Source organism: Micromonospora sp. BRA006-A, from assembly GCF_033433935.1.
In the GTDB taxonomy this organism is placed as follows: Bacteria; Actinomycetota; Actinomycetes; order Mycobacteriales; family Micromonosporaceae; genus Micromonospora; species Micromonospora aurantiaca.
This window is the reverse complement of record NZ_JANCLW010000001.1, coordinates 4,034,715-4,050,105: the sequence shown is the minus strand read 5'-3', so window position 1 is coordinate 4,050,105 and position 15,391 is coordinate 4,034,715. Positions and strand designations below refer to the sequence as shown.

Sequence of the window (15,391 nt, the reverse complement as noted above, 5' to 3'; positions counted from 1 at the left end):
CTCTGATGAGCGGGTGTTCGCGCAGACGGTCCAGGCTGAGGTTCCCGTGGCGTTCGCCGGGCCGGGCGCCGGCACCGCGCCCCTGACCTGGGGGCAGAAGGCCATCATGCAGGACATGCGGGAGACCGGCTGGACGCACAACGTCAGCGGCGCCCACCCGATGCCGGCGGGTGTCACGATCGAGCAGGTGGCGGCCGAGTTCGCCGCGCTGATGGCCCGGCACCCGGCGCTGCGGATGCGGCTCGGCGCGGGCGACGGCGGCGGCCCGTGCCAGGTCGTGTCGGCGGGCGGCGAGACGGTCCTGGACGTGGTGGACGTACCCGACGACGCGGACCCGGCCGACGTGGCCGCGTTCGCCTACGACCTGGGCCACGCCCGCCTGCTCAGCCACTACGACCTCTACCGGGACTGGTCGGTGCGGATGGCGGTGATCCGGCACCGCGGGGCGCTGGTGCACCGGGTGCTGACGATCGACCACCTCGTGGTGGACGGCACCGCCACGTCCCTCATCCTGGCCGATCTCGGCCTGGCCGGCCGGCCGGTCCGCCGGGTCGCCGACCCGCGTACCGTGCAGATCCTCGACCTGGGCCGGCGGGAGGAGACGCCGCCGCTGCGCCGGCTCAGCGACCGGGCCGTACGCCACTGGGCCGAACATCTGCGGGACGTCCCGCCGCTGACGTTCGGTGAGCCGGCGGCCGGCGGGCGCCGGGGCCACCGGTACTGGCACGGCCGGTTCAGCTCGCCCGCGGCGTACCTGGCGGTGCGGGCCATCGCGGCGCGGACCCGCACGGACACCTCGCGCGTGCTGCTCGCGGTCATCGCGATCGCGATCGGCCGGGCCACCGGCGTCAGCCCGCTCACCGCCAAGCTCATCGTCGGCAACCGGTTCCGGCCGGGCTTCGCCGAGGCCATCGCCCCGCTCAGCCAGAACGGCGTGCTCCGCGTGGACACCGCCGGCACCACTGTGGACGAGGTGGTGGCGCGCGCCCGCCGGGCCGCGGTCTCCGCCGGGAAGTACGCCTACTACGACCCGGCGCAGCTCGCCGAGGTCTCGGACCGGCTGGACGCCGAACGCGGGTACCCGGCCCGGATCAGCTGCCGGATCAACGACCGGCGGGTGACCACCCGGCAGGCGGCCGACGGCGGGCTGCACGACGACCCGGTGAACGCCGAGCGGATCCGCCGCCGGGCCGACGAGACGTTCCTGGTCTGGGACGGCCCGCTGGACCACCTGCCCGAGCAGGTCTTCATCACCGTCGAGGACCAGCCGGAGACGGTCCACCTCCAGGTCATCTTCGACTTCGGCTGCTTCACCGAGGAGCAGGCGGAACGGCTGCTGCGCGGCGTGGAGGAGGTGGCGGTGGAGGCGGCGCTCGACCCCGCCGCGCCGACCCGGGTCGTCCCCGGGTCGGCGGGCGGCTGACCGGCCACCCTCCGGTCACGCGTCCCAGGTCACCGGCAGCGACTCCAGGCTGCGTACCACCAGCCCCGGCCGGAACCGCAGCTCCGCCTCGTCGACGGCGAGCCGCAGCCCTGGTAGCCGCCGCAGCAGCGCGCCCAGGGCCTCCTGCAACTCCATCCGGGCCAGCGCCGCGCCCAGGCAGTGGTGCGGTCCGGCGCCGAACGCCAGGTGCGGATTGTGCACGCGGGTCAGGTCGAGCGTGTCCGCGCCCGGGAACACCGTGGCGTCCCGGTTGGCCGACGCGATCGCCGGCAGCACCGCGGCGCCGGCCGGCAGGCGTACGCCGCCCAGCTCCACCTCCTCGGTCGTGACCCGGGGCAGCAGCACCCCGTTGTCGCCGAGCTGGATGAAGCGGGACAGCTCCTCGACCGCCCGGGCCACTGCCACCGGATCGTCGCCGCGCAGCCCGGCCAGATGCTCGGGATGGCGGGCCAGCACCAGCAGGAACAGGTTGAGCTGGTTGGTGGTGGTCTCGTGCCCGCCCACGAAGATCCCGGCGGTGACCGACACCAGCTCCCGTTCGGTCAGGTCGTCGTGGTCGTCCCAGACCGCGATGAGCGCGCTCATCAGGTCGTCGCCGGGCTCGCGCCGCCGCAGGTCGATCAGCTCGCGGAACGCCTCCAGCGCCGCCCGCGGCGCGTCCGGGTCGGCGTCCCAGTCGCCGACGAGCGCGTCCGACCACCGGCGTACCCGCTCGCGGTCCCGTTCCGGGATGCCGAACAGCGTGCTGATCACGGAGATCGGCAGGGGACCGGAGACGTGCGTGATCAGGTCGGCCGGCGGACCGGCCGCCTCCAGGTCGTCGATCATGCGGTCGACGAGCGCCGCCACCCGCGGGCGCAGCTCCTCCACCCGGCGGACGGTGAACGCGTGCGAGACGGCCCGGCGCATGGTGGTGTGCCGCGGCGGGTCCATCCCGATCAGCGAGTCCTCGGCGAGCGAGCCGAGTTCCCGGGTCGGGCGGTTCGGGCCGGCCGCGGCGGCCCGGCTGAACCGCTGGTCGGTGAAGACCCGGCGCACGTCGGCGTGCCGGGTGGCCAGGTACGCGCACGCCCCGTCGGGCAGCTCGACCCGGGCCACCGGGCACGACTCACGCATCCGGGTGTAGTCCGGCGACGGGTGGTAGATCGTCGGAGCCGGCGCGAGCGGGTAGGGGATGGCCGGCGGGTCCTGCGTCATCTGCGACTCCTCAGATCGGGCCGCCCCGGGCCAGGGCGGCGAGCGTCGGCACCAGGTCGGCGGGGGAGGGCATGGCATGGACCCGGTCACGCATCAGCGCCGCGGCCCGCCGCCGGGGGCCGTCGCCGACCAGGTCGCCGACGAGGTCCCGGACCGCGTCGGCGGTGGCCTGCTCGCCCGCCAGCCACGTGCCGGCGCCGGTGACCGCCAGCCGTCCGGCGTTGAAGTGCTGGTCGCTGACCTGGGGCAGGACGAGCTGTGGCACGCCGTACGCGAGCGCGGTCATGGTGGTGCCGGCCCCGCCCTGCTGCACGAGCGCGGCGCAGGTGGGCAGCACCAGGCGTACCGCCAGCGGCCCGTCGACCAGGCGGACCCGGGCCGGCAGCGGGCCCAGCCCCTCGTGCTGGCGCGGTTCGACCACCACGACGACCTCCACGTCGAGCCCGGCCACCGCGCGGATCACCCCGCCCAGGTCGAGCCGGTCGTGCAGCCCGGCGCCGGCCATCATGGTGCCCGCCGTGACGCACACCCGGGGCAGCTCCGCCGGGCGGCGCAGCCAGTCCGGCACCACAGCCGGGCCGTTGTACGGCACGAACCGCACCGGACGGCCGGGACGCCGCATCGGCACCTGCATCGGCGGCGGCACCGGATCGAGCGTCAGGACGCCGTCCAGCGGCACGTCGGCGGCGCGCAACCCGAACCGGGCGGCCAGCGGCCCGACCACCTCGTCCGGGTCCAGGCGCAGCGTGGTCGAGGAGTCCGGCCCCCACAGGTTCAGCACGCCCGGCACGCCCAGCGCGGCGGCGGCCACCGGCGCGGCCAGGTTGAACGGCTCCCAGAGGACCAGGTCCGGCCGCCAGGACCGGCCGAAGGCGACCAGGTCGCCGAGGACGGCGTCGGCGAACCGGACCACCCCGCCGTCGGCGGTGATCGCCGGCTCGACGGCGCCGGCCGGCGCGGAACCGGCGAGCGGGGCCACCGCGCCGATCCGGCCGGCGAACGCCTCGGCGAAGTCGACGTCCGCGCCCAGCGGTACGGCCGCCAGCCCGGCCGCGCTGATCGTGGCGGCCATCGACGGGTGACTCGCCACCCGTACCTCGTGACCGGCGGCCTGCAACGCCCAGCCGAGCGGGACCAGGCTGTAGAAATGCGACCGCCAGCCCCACGTCGACATCAGAAATCGCAGCGGCGCAGTCAAATCCCACCAATCCGCGCGGCGAAACGGCAGCCCTGGAGAACCGATGCTAGGGGATCGACGCCGGTACGCGGAAGGCCGCGAACGCACACGGCGGATATTGACGCCGGACTAACCGATGCTGGACTCTTAGCCGATGCCCGAGGTGGACCGCGATCAGCCGCCCGGTGGCCCGGTGACAGTCAATTCCGGGCTGCGTTCCTATCCGTTCGAACCGTTCACCGGTGACCTTCCCGCCGAGCTGCTGGAGATGGTCGTCGCCGAGCCGGTCAGCCGGGTGCGGCTGCCCGACGGACGGGCGGCCTGGCTCGTGCTCGGCTACGAGGACTGCTGCACCGTCCTGGCCGACCCCCGCTTCTCCCGGCTGCCGCTGGGCGCGACGGCGACACCGGACGGCGGCGGACCCCGCGAGCTGAACATGGACGGTCCGGCGCACGCCGTGGTGCGGCGGGTGGCCGGCCGCGCGTTCACCGCCCGGCGCATCGGGACGTTCCGGCCCCGGGTGCAGCGGCTGGTGGACGAGCTGGTCGACGCCATGCTCGCCGGTCCGCGCCCGGCCGACGTGGTGGCCGGACTGGTGGCGCCGCTGCCGGTGCTCGTGGTGTGCGACGTGCTCGGCGTCCCGGCCGCCGACCGGCCCCGGTTCTACGCCTGGATCGAGGGGCTGAACTCGGTCACCGCGTACGGCTCGGCCGCCGCCGCGACCGCGCAGGCCGAGCTGCGGGACTACCTGGCCGGGCAGCTCGTGCGCAAGCGCGCCGAGCCCGGCGACGACCTGCTCTCGGCGTGGGTCCGCGGCGGCGGCGCGCACGAACTGGTCGACGCCGAACTGGTCGAGCTGGCCATGGGCGTGCTGCTGGGCGGGTTGGAGATCAACTCGACGAGCGCGGGCCTGCGCGCGTTGTTCCAGCACCCGGAGCAGCTGGCGAAGCTGCGCGCCGCGCCGGGCAAGCTCGCCGCGGCCACCGACGAGATCCTGCGCTACACGTCGGTGAGCGCCATGTTCCGGGTGCAGGTGGTCCGCGAGGACCTGGTCCTCGGCGGGGTCGCGATGCGGGCCGGCGACTGCGTGATGGCGATCCCGTGGGCCGGCAACCGCGACCCCCGGTTCTTCCCCGAGCCGAACGTCTTCGACATCGACCGCCGGCCCGGCGTACCGCACCTGACCTTCGGCTTCGGGCCGCACTTCTGCCTCGGCACGGCGCTGGGCCGGATGCAGGTGGAGCTGTCGCTCGGGGCGCTGCTGACCCGGATGCCGGCGCTTTCGCCGGCGGTGCCGCTGGCGGAGATCCCGTGGCGGCACGACCGGATGAACGGCGGCATCGCCTCCTTCCCGGTCACCTGGTGACCGGCGGTCAGTAGCTCTCCACCGCGTTGACCCGGCCCGGCCAGTAGCGCTCGCCGGGCGCCGGGACGTAGTGCTCCCACCGGGGCTCGTCGCCGGTCGGGTGGTCGCCGAGCACGGTGATCCGCTGCCCGCGCCGCAGCCCGTCGTAGTCGTTCACGGCGTAGTGCTGGGTGACCCGGTTGTCCCACACCGCGACGTCCCCGGTCCGCCACCGGTAGCGGCAGGTGAACTGGGGACTCTCGGAGAAGGTGAACAGGTGTTCCAGCAGTGCGTCGCTCTCGTTGCGGGTCAGCTGCGGGATGTGCGAGGTGAACAGCCGGTTGACGTACAGCGAGCGGCGCCCGGTCTCCGGATGCACCCGGACCACGGGGTGTTCGGCCCGGCTGGTGAACTCGGTGCCGATCCGGATGACGTGGATGGCGGTCAGCCCGTCGAGCAGATCCCGCATCGGCGCGGAGAGCGCCTCGTAGACCCGGCACTGGTTGGTCCACATGGTGTCGCCGCCGACCTCGGGCAACTGGATCAGGTGCAGGATCGAGGCGATCGGCGGGCTCTGGTGGAACGTCATGTCGGTGTGCCAGACGTCGACCTTGCCGCCGTCGGCGGAGTCGATGACGACGATCTCCGGGTGCCCGTCCAGCCGGGGCAGGTACGGGTGCAGCTCCACCTCGCCGAAGCGGCGGCCGAACGCGACGTGCGCCTGCGGCGTCAGCCCGGTCTGGCCGGCGAGGAAGACCACCTGGTGCTTGAGCAGCAGGTCGTGGATCAGCGCGAAGCCCTCGTCGGTGAGCGTGTTCAGGTCGACGCCGTGGACCTCGGCGCCCAGCGCGCCGGAGACGAGCCGGACCTCGGCCGCGATGGATGTGGTCATCGATGATCCCTCCGGTCTGCGCGCCTCGGCTGGTCCGCGAATTGTTCCACGTCCATGAATGTCCTCACCAGCCGTCGTCGTTGACTCACCCGCTGTGCGCCTGGAAGCATGCGCACCGGCGGGGGCGGCGGTGCCGGCCCGCGACGCGGGAGGAGGCGCCGGTGTCGATCGATGTCCCGATCGAGGGTGACGCGGGGGAACGGCTCGACCGGCTCACCGACCTGGCCACCCCGTTCGCGGTCCGTACGGCGGTGACGCTGCGCGTGCCCGACCGGATCGCCGCGGGCGTCACCGGTCTGGGTGAGCTGGCCGAGGCCTGCGGCGCGGACGCCGCCGCGCTGGGCCGCCTGCTGCGCTACCTCGTGCACCGGGGCGTGTTCGTCGAGGTGTCGCCGGACGTCTTCGGCCTGACCGACGTCGGCGAGCTGCTCTGCGACCGCGACGGCGGCGGCCATGGCGCCTACCTGGACCTCGCCGGCCTCGGCGCGCGGATGGACCTGGCCTGGACGGGCCTGCCGCACGCGATCCGCACCGGCCGGCCCGGCTACCGGGAGGTGCACGGGCGCGACTTCTGGGCCGACCTCGACGCCCACCCGGACCACCGGGCCTACTTCGACGCGCTGATGCTCAGCCAGCAGCGGTTCACCGCGCCGGAGGTCGCCGCGCTCTACCCCTGGCACGAGGCCGGCCACGTGGTCGACGTGGCCGGGGGCGCGGGCGGGCTGCTGCGGGAGGTGCTGGGCGCCCATCCGCACCTGCGCGGCACGCTCGTCGACCGCGACGAGCCGGTGGCCACCGCCGCCGCGACGTTCGCCGCGTGCGGGCTGGCCGGCCGGGCCGAGACCGTGGTCGGGGACTTCTTCGCCCCGCTGCCGCCCGGCGCCGACGTGTACGTGGTCTCCCGCGCGCTCACCGACTGGAGCGACGCCCACGCCACCGCGATCCTGCGGCGCTGCGCCGAGGCGGCCGGGACCACCGGCCGGGTGCTCGTCATCGAGGTGCTGCCGACGATGCCGCACGTGCCGCACCTGTCGCCGTACGACCTGCGGATGCTGGTGCTCGTCGGCGGCCGGGAGCGCGGGGTGCCGGAGTTCGCCGCGCTGGCCGCCGCCGCGGGTCTGGCGCCCCGGCGCACCTACCACGGCACCGACGGGCTGACGCTCATGGAGTTCGCCGCCGGCGCCTGACCCGGGCGCGGTGGTCGCACCTGTCCGGTGCCGTCCCGTGCGCCCGAACATTGACGTATATGCATCGAGATGGCGGCCGTGAGCCAAACGGTGGATTTCTCGGTGCTTCGGTCAATGTGCTGAAGAATGCTGTCGCGACATTTGTGGCCACCCATGTCCATGCGTATTTATCAATGGTTGTTCCGGGGAGGGCCTACCGGTAACGTCTCGCGTGGCGACTAGCCGATCCCTGGCGAAAGGGTCGACGCGTCATGACGGTTGCTGGCTCCACGCGATATCCGCCCTTCATCGACGACCTGGCCCGTAGCGAATCGGGGCGGCTGCTGCGCGCCGAACTCGGCCGGCGGTGGCCGGAGACGCCCGACCGGCTCGACGCGATCGTCCGCTACGCGCTGCTGCCGGCGGGAAAGATGCTCCGCCCGATGATGACGCTGCACGCCGCCGAGGCGGTGGGCGGATCGCCACGGGACGTCCTCGCCGCCGCGCTCGGCACCGAGTACCTGCACGTCGCGACGCTCGTGCACGACGACATCATCGACGCCGACACGCTGCGCCGCGGCCGCCCGGCGGTCCCTGTCGCGTACGGCATCCCCGGCGCCATCGTGGCCGGCGACCACCTCATCTTCCACGCCTTCCAGGCGATCGTGGAGGGCAGTCGGGCGGCCCCCGCGGCCTCGGTCGTCGCCGCCGTCACCGCGCTCGCCGAGGCCGGCCAGGACCTGTGCCGGGGCCAGGCGCTGGAGGAGCGGCTCGTCGGCGACCTGGACGCGGGCGCCCGCTGGTACCCGGAGATGATCCGGCTCAAGACCGGCTCGCTGTTCCGCGCCGTGTGCCACATCGGCGCGCTGCTCGGCGGCGCCGACCCGCTGGTGTCCGCCGCGCTGGCCCGCTACGGCGAGCACCTCGGCACCGCGTTCCAGATCCGCGACGACCTGCTGTCCTACCTGTCCACCCCGGAGCAGACCGGCAAACCCGCGACGAGCGACCTCAACAACGGCCGCCCCACGCTGCCGTTGCTGCTGGCGTACGACGCGATCGGCGACGCCGCACGGGTGGAGCTGCTGGCGGTGCTGCACCGCCGCGGCGCCGGTCCCGGCGATGTCGAGTGGGTCACCGCCCTGCTCGACGACGTGGGTGCGGTCGCCGGTGCCCGGCGGCGGATGGTGGAGCACGCCGAGCGGGCCCGCGCCGAACTCGCAGTGCTCAACCCGTCCGCGAGCGCGGACGTGCTCACCGGCATCGCGGCCTGGATGACGAGCGAGATGGCGTGAGCACGGCCGGCGCCGTGCGAGCACTGCGGGCCCACGTGGAGACCTGGCGGCCCTACACCCTCTGGTACGTCGGACTGGTCGGCCTGGCCGGAGCCGCAGTGGCCGGTGGCCGCCACGACCCGTGGCTGCTGCTGTCGGCCTGGGCCGCGCCCACCGCCGGCTGGCTGGGCGGCCACTACCTCGGCGACTACTTCGACCGGGACCTCGACGCCGGCAGCAAACCGCACCGGCCCATCCCGTCCAGCCGGCTGCGCGCGGGCACGGCGCTGTGGTGCGGCAGCGCCTGCTTCGCCGCGCTCGGCGTCCTCGCCGTGCTGGACGGATGGGGCACCACGCTGGCGGCGCTGCTGGCCGGGTGCGGCATCGTCGCGTACAGCAGGTGGTTCAAGGCCCGGGGGATCGCCGGCAACCTGGTCCGGGGCGCGCTCGGCGCGGTCGCGCTCGGCTACGGCGCGCTCGCCGCCGGGATCGCGCCGGACCGCGCCTGGGCGGTACCGGTGCTGCTCGCGCTCGTCGTCGCGTTCTGGTCGCACGACGCGATGTCCAACCTGGTCGGCGCGCTGCGCGACATCGACGGCGACCGCGCCGGCGGCTACCGCACGCTGCCGGTGGGGCGCGGCGTGCCGGTGGCCGTACGGACCGTGGTGGCGCTCTACGCCGTCACGATCTGCGCCGCGGTGACCGCCGGGCTGCTGGCCGGCACAGGCACGCGGATGGCGTACCTGGCGACTGTGCTCGTCGTCCTGGCCACCGGCGTCGTCGCGCTGGCCCCGCTGGTGGCGCGCCGCGACGGGATGCCCGTCCGGGTGGCGCTGCGCGCCCACTCGGTCCTCGTCGTCGAGCGGGTCGTCCTGGCCTCGGCAGCGGTCGGCCTCGGCCTCGGCGTCGCCGTGCAGCTCGCGCTCGCGCTGCCGATGGTGCTGCTGACCTGGCTGGCGCAGCGCGGCATGCGCGTCCGGCACGAACTCGGCCCGCCGGTGGCGGGCCTGACCCTCGCCACCCGCAGTCGACTGCCGCTGGAGGACGCGCCATGACCGCTGTGACCGCCGAGGCCGTCGGGAAGGCCCTCACCGACGGCGCCGAGGCGCTGTTCCGCCGCCGCCGCCCCGACGGCGCCTTCGGCGACGACCCACCCGCCTCGGTGCTCGGCACCGCGGGCGCGGTCGCCGCGCTGCACGCCGCCGACCCGTCCGGCTGCGCCGACCTGGTCGACGCCGGGACCGCCTGGCTGCGCCGCGCACAGCACGACGACGGCGGCTGGGGTGGCGTCGTGGGCGCCGGCACCGCAGTCGTACCCACCGCCGTGGCGGTCGCCGCGCTGGCGCTGAGCGCACCGGCGGACAGCGCCGACGCGATTGCGGCGGGCCGCGCCCGGCTGGCCGCGCTCGGCGGCGTCGACACGATCACCGATCCGGCGATCTCGTTGCTGTGCCGGCAACTGCTCACCATGGCCGGGATGACAGCCGAGGCCGGCCCGCTGCGCCGGCTGCCGCTGGAGATCGTCCTGTTCGACCGGGTACGCCGGCAGCGCCTGTCGTTCCGTACCGCGCCGTTCGTCGGGCTCGCCCTGATGCAGGCAGACATGCTGCCCACCGGCCGGCTGCGCCGGGCCACGCTGCGCCGGGCCCGTCCGGCGGCGGTCCGGCTGCTGCGGTCCATCCACGACCACGAGGGCCGCACCGGCGCGCTCAGCGAGGACCCGTGGCCGGCCGCGCTCGTCCTGCTCGGCCTGGCCCGCAGCGGCGAGGCACCCGACATCGCCCGCGCCGTCGTCGGCTGGCTGCGCCGCGCGGTCCGCCCCGACGGGTCCTGGGACGCGGTCACCAACCTGGACCTCACCCGCACCGGGTACGCGGCGACCGGACTGATCGCGGCCGGCTACGCCGACGACCCCCGGCTGCACGCCACCCGGGAGTTCCTGCACGCCGCCCGCAAGACGGAGGCGTTCGAGGTGCTGGACGTGCCGCCGGGCGGGTGGAGCTACTCCAACGCCCGGGGCTGGCCGGTCACGCTGGAGTCCGCCGAGATCCTCGCCGCGCTCGCCGGACTCCCCGGCGCCGGCGCCGACCCGGTGCTGCGCCAGGGCCTGGCGTGGCTCGCCGGCCGCCAGGACAGCCGCGGCTCGTGGAGCCTGTGGGTCCGCGACACCCGGCTCGCCAACGACGGCCCCTGCCCGGCGATCACCAGCCAGGCGATCCTCGCGCTGCACGACGCCGGGCACCCGGACGACCACCCGGCGATCGCCCGCGCCGCGGCCTGGCTGCTGGCCCGCGCCGCACCCGACGGCACGTTCGAGAACCTCTGGTACCGCGACCACACCTCCGGCACCGCGGTGGTGGTCGCCGCGCTGTCCCGGGTCGGGCACGCCCGGCACGAGGTGGTACGCCGCGCGGCCCGGTGGCTGCGCGGCACCCAGCTGCCCGACGGCTCGTGGGGCCCGGGCGACGGCACCGGCGGCACCGCCGAGGAGACGTCCTGGGCGGTGCAGGGCCTGCTCGCCACCGGCGACCCGGACGCCGCCGGGGCGGTGGACCGGGGCGTCGCCTGGCTGGTGGCCGCCGCCGGACCGGACGGTGCCTGGCCCGCCGCCCGGGTCTGCAACTACATCCGCCACCACATGCGCTACCCGAACGCGGTGATCACCCAGGCACTCGCGCTGCGGACGCTCGGCGAGTACCGCCGGGCCGCCGCCGCGCGATCCGGCGCCGCACCGGGCGCGGTGGCCCGATGACCGCCGACGTGGTGGTGGCCGGTGCCGGCGCCGGCGGGCTGGCCTGCGCCCACGCGCTCGGCGCGCTCGGCCTGCGGGTGCTCGTGCTCGACCGGCAGCGCGCTCCCACGTCGATCGCCAAGGGCGAGATCCTCCAGCCCGAGACGGTCCGCATCCTCGACTCCTGGGGCGCGCTGGACGCCCTGCGGGCCACCGGCGCGCGCCCGGTCGGGCGGCTGGCCATCCGCGACGCGTCCGGCGAGCCGTTGCTCTGCCTGGACTACGCCGGCCTGCCCGGGGCGTACCGGCAGATCCTCTGCGCGGACTACGGCGACCTGCGCGCGGTGCTGGCCGGCCGGCTCCCCGCCACGGTGGAGGTCCGGTGGGGCGTGCGGGTGACAGGCGTCCGGCGTGACAGCGGCGGGCGGATCGACGGCGTCCGGGTCGTCGCGGACGGCACCGAGCGGGACGTCGCGGCGCCGCTGGTGGTCGCGGCCGACGGGATGTCCTCGCCGCTGCGCCGCGCGGCCGGGATCGGCGTGGAACGCCGGGAGTACCCGCACGGCCTGGTCGCCTTTGACGTGAACGGCGCCGAGGTGGCCGACGAGGTGTCCGCCTACCGCACCGCCCGCGGACTCTGCCTGGTCTACCCGCTGCCGGGCGGGCGGTGCCGCCTCTACGCGCAGGTCACACCGGGCGAGTTCCGGGGTCGCGTGGACCTGGAGGCGTGGTGCGGACGGCTGCTCGCCGACGTCCCGGCGATCCGCCCGCTGGGCCAGGCCCTGCGCGCGAGCCTGCACCGGCGCCAACTGCTCGCGGTGTACCGGCTGCGCAGCGCGCGACTGGGCGTACCGGGGCTCGCGCTCGCCGGGGAGGCCGCCCACGCGGTGCACCCGATGGCCGCGCAGGGCGTCAACAGCTCCCTCGGTGACGCCGAGACGCTCGCCGCCTGCCTGGCCGCCGAGGGCGGCACACCGGAACCGGCCGCCGTGGACCGGGCGCTGCGGGCCTTCGAGGCGGCCCGGCGGCCCCGGCTGGACCACGTCGCCACCGTCAGCCACAACGCCTCCCGCATGATCACCGCCGTGTCCGGGCTGCCGAAGCTGCTCGGCGCGCGGATGATGCGCCGCACCGCCGCCAACCCCCGGCTGCTCGGGCTCACCGCCGGCAACCTCTCCGGCACCCACGTGCGGCCGCTGTCCGCCGTCGACCGGCTCTACCAACTGGGGTTGCTGGCCGACCGGCACGCGCACACCCCGTCCCCACCGGTCCCGTCGGAGAGTGAACGATGATGACGCCTGCCACCGCCGTCGGGACGCAACCCCCGGCCGACCTGTCCATGAACGAGACGCCCTACCCGCCGCTGCCGGGGATCCGGCGGGTGGTCGCCGAGGCCGCCGCGACGCTCCAGCGCTATCCGGACCGCACGTCGTCGGCGCTGGTGGCGGCGCTGTCGGCGCGGCTCGGCGTCGGCCCCGAGGCGATCCTCGTCGGCCCCGGCTCGGCCGGACTGTGCCAGCACCTCGTGCAGTCCCTCGGGCCGCGCCCGGACGTCGTCCACCCGGCCCTGTCGTTCGAGGGCTACCCGCTGATCATCGGCAACGCCGGCGCTCGCGCGGTGCCGGTCCCGATGGACGGGTACGACCACGATCTGCCGGCGATGGCCGACGCGGTCACCGACCGGACCCGGTGCGTGCTGCTGTGCAACCCCAACAACCCGACCGGTACGGCGCTGCGCCGCGACGACGTCGAGGCGTTCCTGGACCGCGTCCCGGCCGACGTGCCGGTGATCGTTGACGAGGCGTACCGCGAGTTCGTCACCGACCCGCGCTCACCGGACGGGATGGACCTGTACCGCGCGTATGGCAACGTCTGCGTGCTGCGCACGTTCTCCAAGGCGTACGGCCTCGCCGCGCTGCGCGTCGGGTACGCCGTGGTGCCGCCCCGGCTCACCCGGGCCGCCGCGCTCACCGGAGCGGTGTTCTTCCCCTCCGCGCTCGCCCAGGCGGCCGCGGTGGCGAGCCTGACACCGGAGGTGGGCGCCGAGCTGACCCGGCGGTGCACCGACCTGGTGGCGGCGCGTACCCGCCTGATCGGCGCGCTGCGCGGCCTCGGCCTCACCGTCGCGCCCAGCGAGGCCAACTTCGTGTGGCTGCCGCTGGGGGAGCGGGCCGTGCCGTTCGCCGAGCGGGCCCGGGAGGCGGGCATCCTGGTGATGGCGCTACCGGGCGCCGGAGTCCGGATCACCGTCGGCGCTCCGGAGGCGAACGAGCGGCTGTGCGCGTTCGTCCGCGCCGCGCTCGCCGACTGGCTCTGACCGGCCCGCCGGCGCCAGCGCGGCCACGCTCAGGTAGCCCAGGCCGGGCTCGTAGTCGGCCACCACCACCGGCCGGGACCGCGCCGCGTCGCCGGCGAGACGGTCCAGCAGCGCCCACCAGACCCCGGTGGACGGCTGCCGCTCCGGACCGGTGGTCACCGCGCCGCCGCCGGGACCGGGCCACGCGGCCGCGAGATCGGCGCCGAGCACGACCGCGACATCGGTACGCCCGGCCGTCAGCTCGCGCACCTCGCCCGCCGCGAGCGCCGCGACGTCGCCGGGGCCGACGTCGGCGTGCTGGCGCAGCCCTGTCACCCGCGACCCGCCGGTCCGGGCGCTGTCGCCGGCCGCGGTGCCGTAGAGCATGGCCACGGCCCGGTGGCGCGCCGGTACGGGCACCGCCGCGTCGTACGGCAGGACCGCCTGCTCGACGGTGACCAGCAGGGCGCGGCGGCACCCGTAGTCGCGGGCGATCCGCAGCCCGGTGAACGTCGCCGCCGAACCCTGGTCGCAGAGCGCGAACGACATCGGCGTGCCCGGGCACACGTGACTGAGGTACGCCGCGGTGGCCCGTCCGGGCAGCATGTCGTGCACGGCGAACGCCAGCACCAGCAGGTCCACCGGCTCGTCCGGCGGCACGACCGCCGGGATCAGTTCGGCGGCTATCTCCCCGTACGACTGGCCCAGCGCCGCCGACGGCGCGTCGAACAGCCCGTCCGGCACGCGCAGCCCGTACGGCCGGGTCAGGTCCGTCAGGTAGCCGGCGCTGCGCTCGCGCAGCACGGGATCGGCGAGCAGCGCGGCCGGGCCGGTGACCGTGCGGCGTGCGGCCCGCAGCAGGCGCAGCCCGTCGTCCATGCCGCCCTCCCGTACGCCGGTCAGTGCTCGAACACCATGGCGGCGAACGTCGCGCCGTCCCCGGCGCCGACCGCCGCGACCAGGTAGCGGTCACCCGGCCGGAGCAGGTCGCGTTGCCGGGCGGTGCGGTAGTTGACGAACGCGTCGGCGCAGAACACGTGGCCGGTCTCGGTCACGTTGTCCAGCAGCACCCGGTCCAGCGGCAGCCCGATCAGCCGGCACAGCCGCTTCCAGGTCATCAGGTTCACGTTGTGCGGCAGCACCAGCCGCAACTCGGACAGCGCCGTCCCGGCCCGGTCCAGCGCGCGGCCGATCACCTCGGCCAGCGCCGGCCGGTACGCCCGCTGGAACCGCGCCGGGGACTCGCCGCCGGCCACGTCGAACTCGCCCCGCTGGTGGCATGCGTACGCGAGCAGCCGGTCCCGGCCGCCACCGGCGCTGAGCAGGCAGGCCGACGAGCCCTCGCTGAACACCGACGTCTCCGGGATGAACTGGGCGTCGCGGGTGAACGCCTTCTCCCCGGTGAGCACCAGCGCGAGCGGCGGGCCGTCCGGCGTGTCCGGTTCGGACGCGAGCAGCCGCCCGGCCACGTCGATCGCTGCGAGCGCGCTCGCGCAGGACTGCTGGGTGAGCGTGAACGCGAGCGCGTGGCTCAGCCCGAGCGTGCGGCACACCTCGTGCAGCGGGTTGACCGGATAGGGGGTGACCACCGGGAAGGCCCGCCCGTACACCACGAACCGCACCCGCCGCCGCAGCGCGGGCAGCGCGGTGAGGCCGTCCGCCGCGCGCAGCAGCAGGTCGGTCAGGGACAGCCCGGGGTCGCGGCGGACCTCGGTCAGGCCGTGGAAGCGGCCGAACAGGCGGACCTGCATGTCGGTCAGGCCCAGCGGCGCGGCCAGGCTCTCGACCGGCACCCGGCGCTGCGGCAGGAACACCGAGACGGCGTCGATCGCCGTCATACGCGTACCGTCACGACACGGATCAGATCAGTGA

13 protein-coding genes are annotated in these 15,391 nt (G+C 75.3%); 8 read left to right on the top strand and 5 right to left on the bottom strand.

Features of this window, described 5'->3' with window-relative positions; translation table 11 throughout:
• Nucleotides 1–13: 13 nt before the first annotated feature.
• Nucleotides 14–1,423: a condensation domain-containing protein gene (locus tag NMK34_RS18425; protein ID WP_318334473.1), complete on the top strand. Its 1,410-nt coding sequence runs from the start codon at nucleotides 14–16 to the stop codon at nucleotides 1,421–1,423.
• A 15-nt stretch (nucleotides 1,424–1,438) separates the two neighbouring features.
• Here the strand turns inward: NMK34_RS18425 and NMK34_RS18420 are convergent, their stop codons facing one another.
• Nucleotides 1,439–2,641, bottom strand: coding sequence for a cytochrome P450 (locus tag NMK34_RS18420; protein ID WP_318334472.1), 1,203 nt, complete (start codon nucleotides 2,639–2,641; stop codon nucleotides 1,439–1,441).
• Nucleotides 2,642–2,651: 10 nt separating this feature from the next.
• Nucleotides 2,652–3,815 carry a nucleotide disphospho-sugar-binding domain-containing protein gene (locus NMK34_RS18415; protein ID WP_318334471.1) on the bottom strand — a complete coding sequence of 388 codons (1,164 nt, stop codon included), beginning with the start codon at nucleotides 3,813–3,815 and terminating at the stop codon, nucleotides 2,652–2,654.
• A 157-nt stretch (nucleotides 3,816–3,972) separates the two neighbouring features.
• Here NMK34_RS18415 and NMK34_RS18410 point away from each other — a divergent pair, with 157 nt between their 5' ends.
• Nucleotides 3,973–5,184 carry a cytochrome P450 gene (locus NMK34_RS18410; protein WP_318334470.1) on the top strand — a complete coding sequence of 404 codons (1,212 nt, stop codon included), beginning with the start codon at nucleotides 3,973–3,975 and terminating at the stop codon, nucleotides 5,182–5,184.
• 7 nt (nucleotides 5,185–5,191) lie between these two features.
• Here the strand turns inward: NMK34_RS18410 and NMK34_RS18405 are convergent, their stop codons facing one another.
• Nucleotides 5,192–6,055, bottom strand: coding sequence for a TauD/TfdA dioxygenase family protein (locus tag NMK34_RS18405; protein ID WP_318334469.1), 864 nt, complete (start codon nucleotides 6,053–6,055; stop codon nucleotides 5,192–5,194).
• Nucleotides 6,056–6,216: 161 nt separating this feature from the next.
• Between NMK34_RS18405 and NMK34_RS18400 the strand changes: the two genes are divergently transcribed.
• The 6 genes from NMK34_RS18400 (at nucleotide 6,217) to NMK34_RS18375 (ending at nucleotide 13,540) form a co-directional block, all read left to right on the top strand.
• Complete coding sequence (locus tag NMK34_RS18400) at nucleotides 6,217–7,242, top strand: methyltransferase (RefSeq protein ID WP_318334468.1); 1,026 nt, start codon at nucleotides 6,217–6,219, stop codon at nucleotides 7,240–7,242.
• Between the two features lie 251 nt (nucleotides 7,243–7,493).
• Entirely contained in the window at nucleotides 7,494–8,513 is a 1,020-nt protein-coding gene (locus tag NMK34_RS18395; RefSeq protein ID WP_318334467.1) for a polyprenyl synthetase family protein, read from the top strand.
• Nucleotides 8,510–9,547: a UbiA family prenyltransferase gene (locus tag NMK34_RS18390; protein WP_318334466.1), complete on the top strand. Its 1,038-nt coding sequence runs from the start codon at nucleotides 8,510–8,512 to the stop codon at nucleotides 9,545–9,547. Before NMK34_RS18395 ends, NMK34_RS18390 begins: the two co-directional genes overlap by 4 nt.
• The gene (locus NMK34_RS18385; RefSeq protein WP_318334465.1) at nucleotides 9,544–11,244 is read left to right on the top strand and encodes a prenyltransferase/squalene oxidase repeat-containing protein; all 1,701 of its coding nucleotides are present in this window, start codon (nucleotides 9,544–9,546) and stop codon (nucleotides 11,242–11,244) included. Before NMK34_RS18390 ends, NMK34_RS18385 begins: the two co-directional genes overlap by 4 nt.
• Nucleotides 11,241–12,515, top strand: coding sequence for an NAD(P)/FAD-dependent oxidoreductase (locus NMK34_RS18380; RefSeq protein WP_318334464.1), 1,275 nt, complete (start codon nucleotides 11,241–11,243; stop codon nucleotides 12,513–12,515). Before NMK34_RS18385 ends, NMK34_RS18380 begins: the two co-directional genes overlap by 4 nt.
• Complete coding sequence (locus NMK34_RS18375; protein ID WP_318334463.1) at nucleotides 12,512–13,540, top strand: aminotransferase class I/II-fold pyridoxal phosphate-dependent enzyme; 1,029 nt, start codon at nucleotides 12,512–12,514, stop codon at nucleotides 13,538–13,540. Before NMK34_RS18380 ends, NMK34_RS18375 begins: the two co-directional genes overlap by 4 nt.
• Here NMK34_RS18375 and NMK34_RS18370 read toward each other — a convergent pair.
• Nucleotides 13,445–14,398 (bottom strand): 2-hydroxy-acid oxidase, encoded by a 954-nt coding sequence (locus NMK34_RS18370; protein WP_318334462.1) that lies wholly within the window; start codon nucleotides 14,396–14,398, stop codon nucleotides 13,445–13,447. The two genes, NMK34_RS18375 and NMK34_RS18370, sit on opposite strands and share 96 nt — an antisense overlap.
• 20 nt (nucleotides 14,399–14,418) lie before the next feature.
• Nucleotides 14,419–15,357, bottom strand: a complete 939-nt coding sequence (locus NMK34_RS18365) for a 3-oxoacyl-[acyl-carrier-protein] synthase III C-terminal domain-containing protein (RefSeq protein WP_318334461.1) — start codon at nucleotides 15,355–15,357, stop codon at nucleotides 14,419–14,421.
• Between the last annotated feature and the right edge of the window lie 34 nt (nucleotides 15,358–15,391).

Excerpts from the sequence above, each read along its gene's own strand:
- NMK34_RS18420 (WP_318334472.1), bottom strand. The coding sequence starts at position 2,641 with ATGACGCAGGACCCGCCGGCCATCCCCTACCCGCTCGCGCCGGCTCCG.
- NMK34_RS18415 (WP_318334471.1), bottom strand. The coding sequence starts at position 3,815 with ATGTCGACGTGGGGCTGGCGGTCGCATTTCTACAGCCTGGTCCCGCTC.
- NMK34_RS18410 (WP_318334470.1), top strand. The coding sequence starts at position 3,973 with ATGCCCGAGGTGGACCGCGATCAGCCGCCCGGTGGCCCGGTGACAGTC.
- NMK34_RS18405 (WP_318334469.1), bottom strand. The coding sequence starts at position 6,055 with ATGACCACATCCATCGCGGCCGAGGTCCGGCTCGTCTCCGGCGCGCTG.
- NMK34_RS18395 (WP_318334467.1), top strand. The coding sequence starts at position 7,494 with ATGACGGTTGCTGGCTCCACGCGATATCCGCCCTTCATCGACGACCTG.
- NMK34_RS18385 (WP_318334465.1), top strand. The coding sequence starts at position 9,544 with ATGACCGCTGTGACCGCCGAGGCCGTCGGGAAGGCCCTCACCGACGGC.
- NMK34_RS18380 (WP_318334464.1), top strand. The coding sequence starts at position 11,241 with ATGACCGCCGACGTGGTGGTGGCCGGTGCCGGCGCCGGCGGGCTGGCC.
- NMK34_RS18375 (WP_318334463.1), top strand. The coding sequence starts at position 12,512 with ATGATGACGCCTGCCACCGCCGTCGGGACGCAACCCCCGGCCGACCTG.
- NMK34_RS18370 (WP_318334462.1), bottom strand. The coding sequence starts at position 14,398 with ATGGACGACGGGCTGCGCCTGCTGCGGGCCGCACGCCGCACGGTCACC.
- NMK34_RS18365 (WP_318334461.1), bottom strand. The coding sequence starts at position 15,357 with ATGACGGCGATCGACGCCGTCTCGGTGTTCCTGCCGCAGCGCCGGGTG.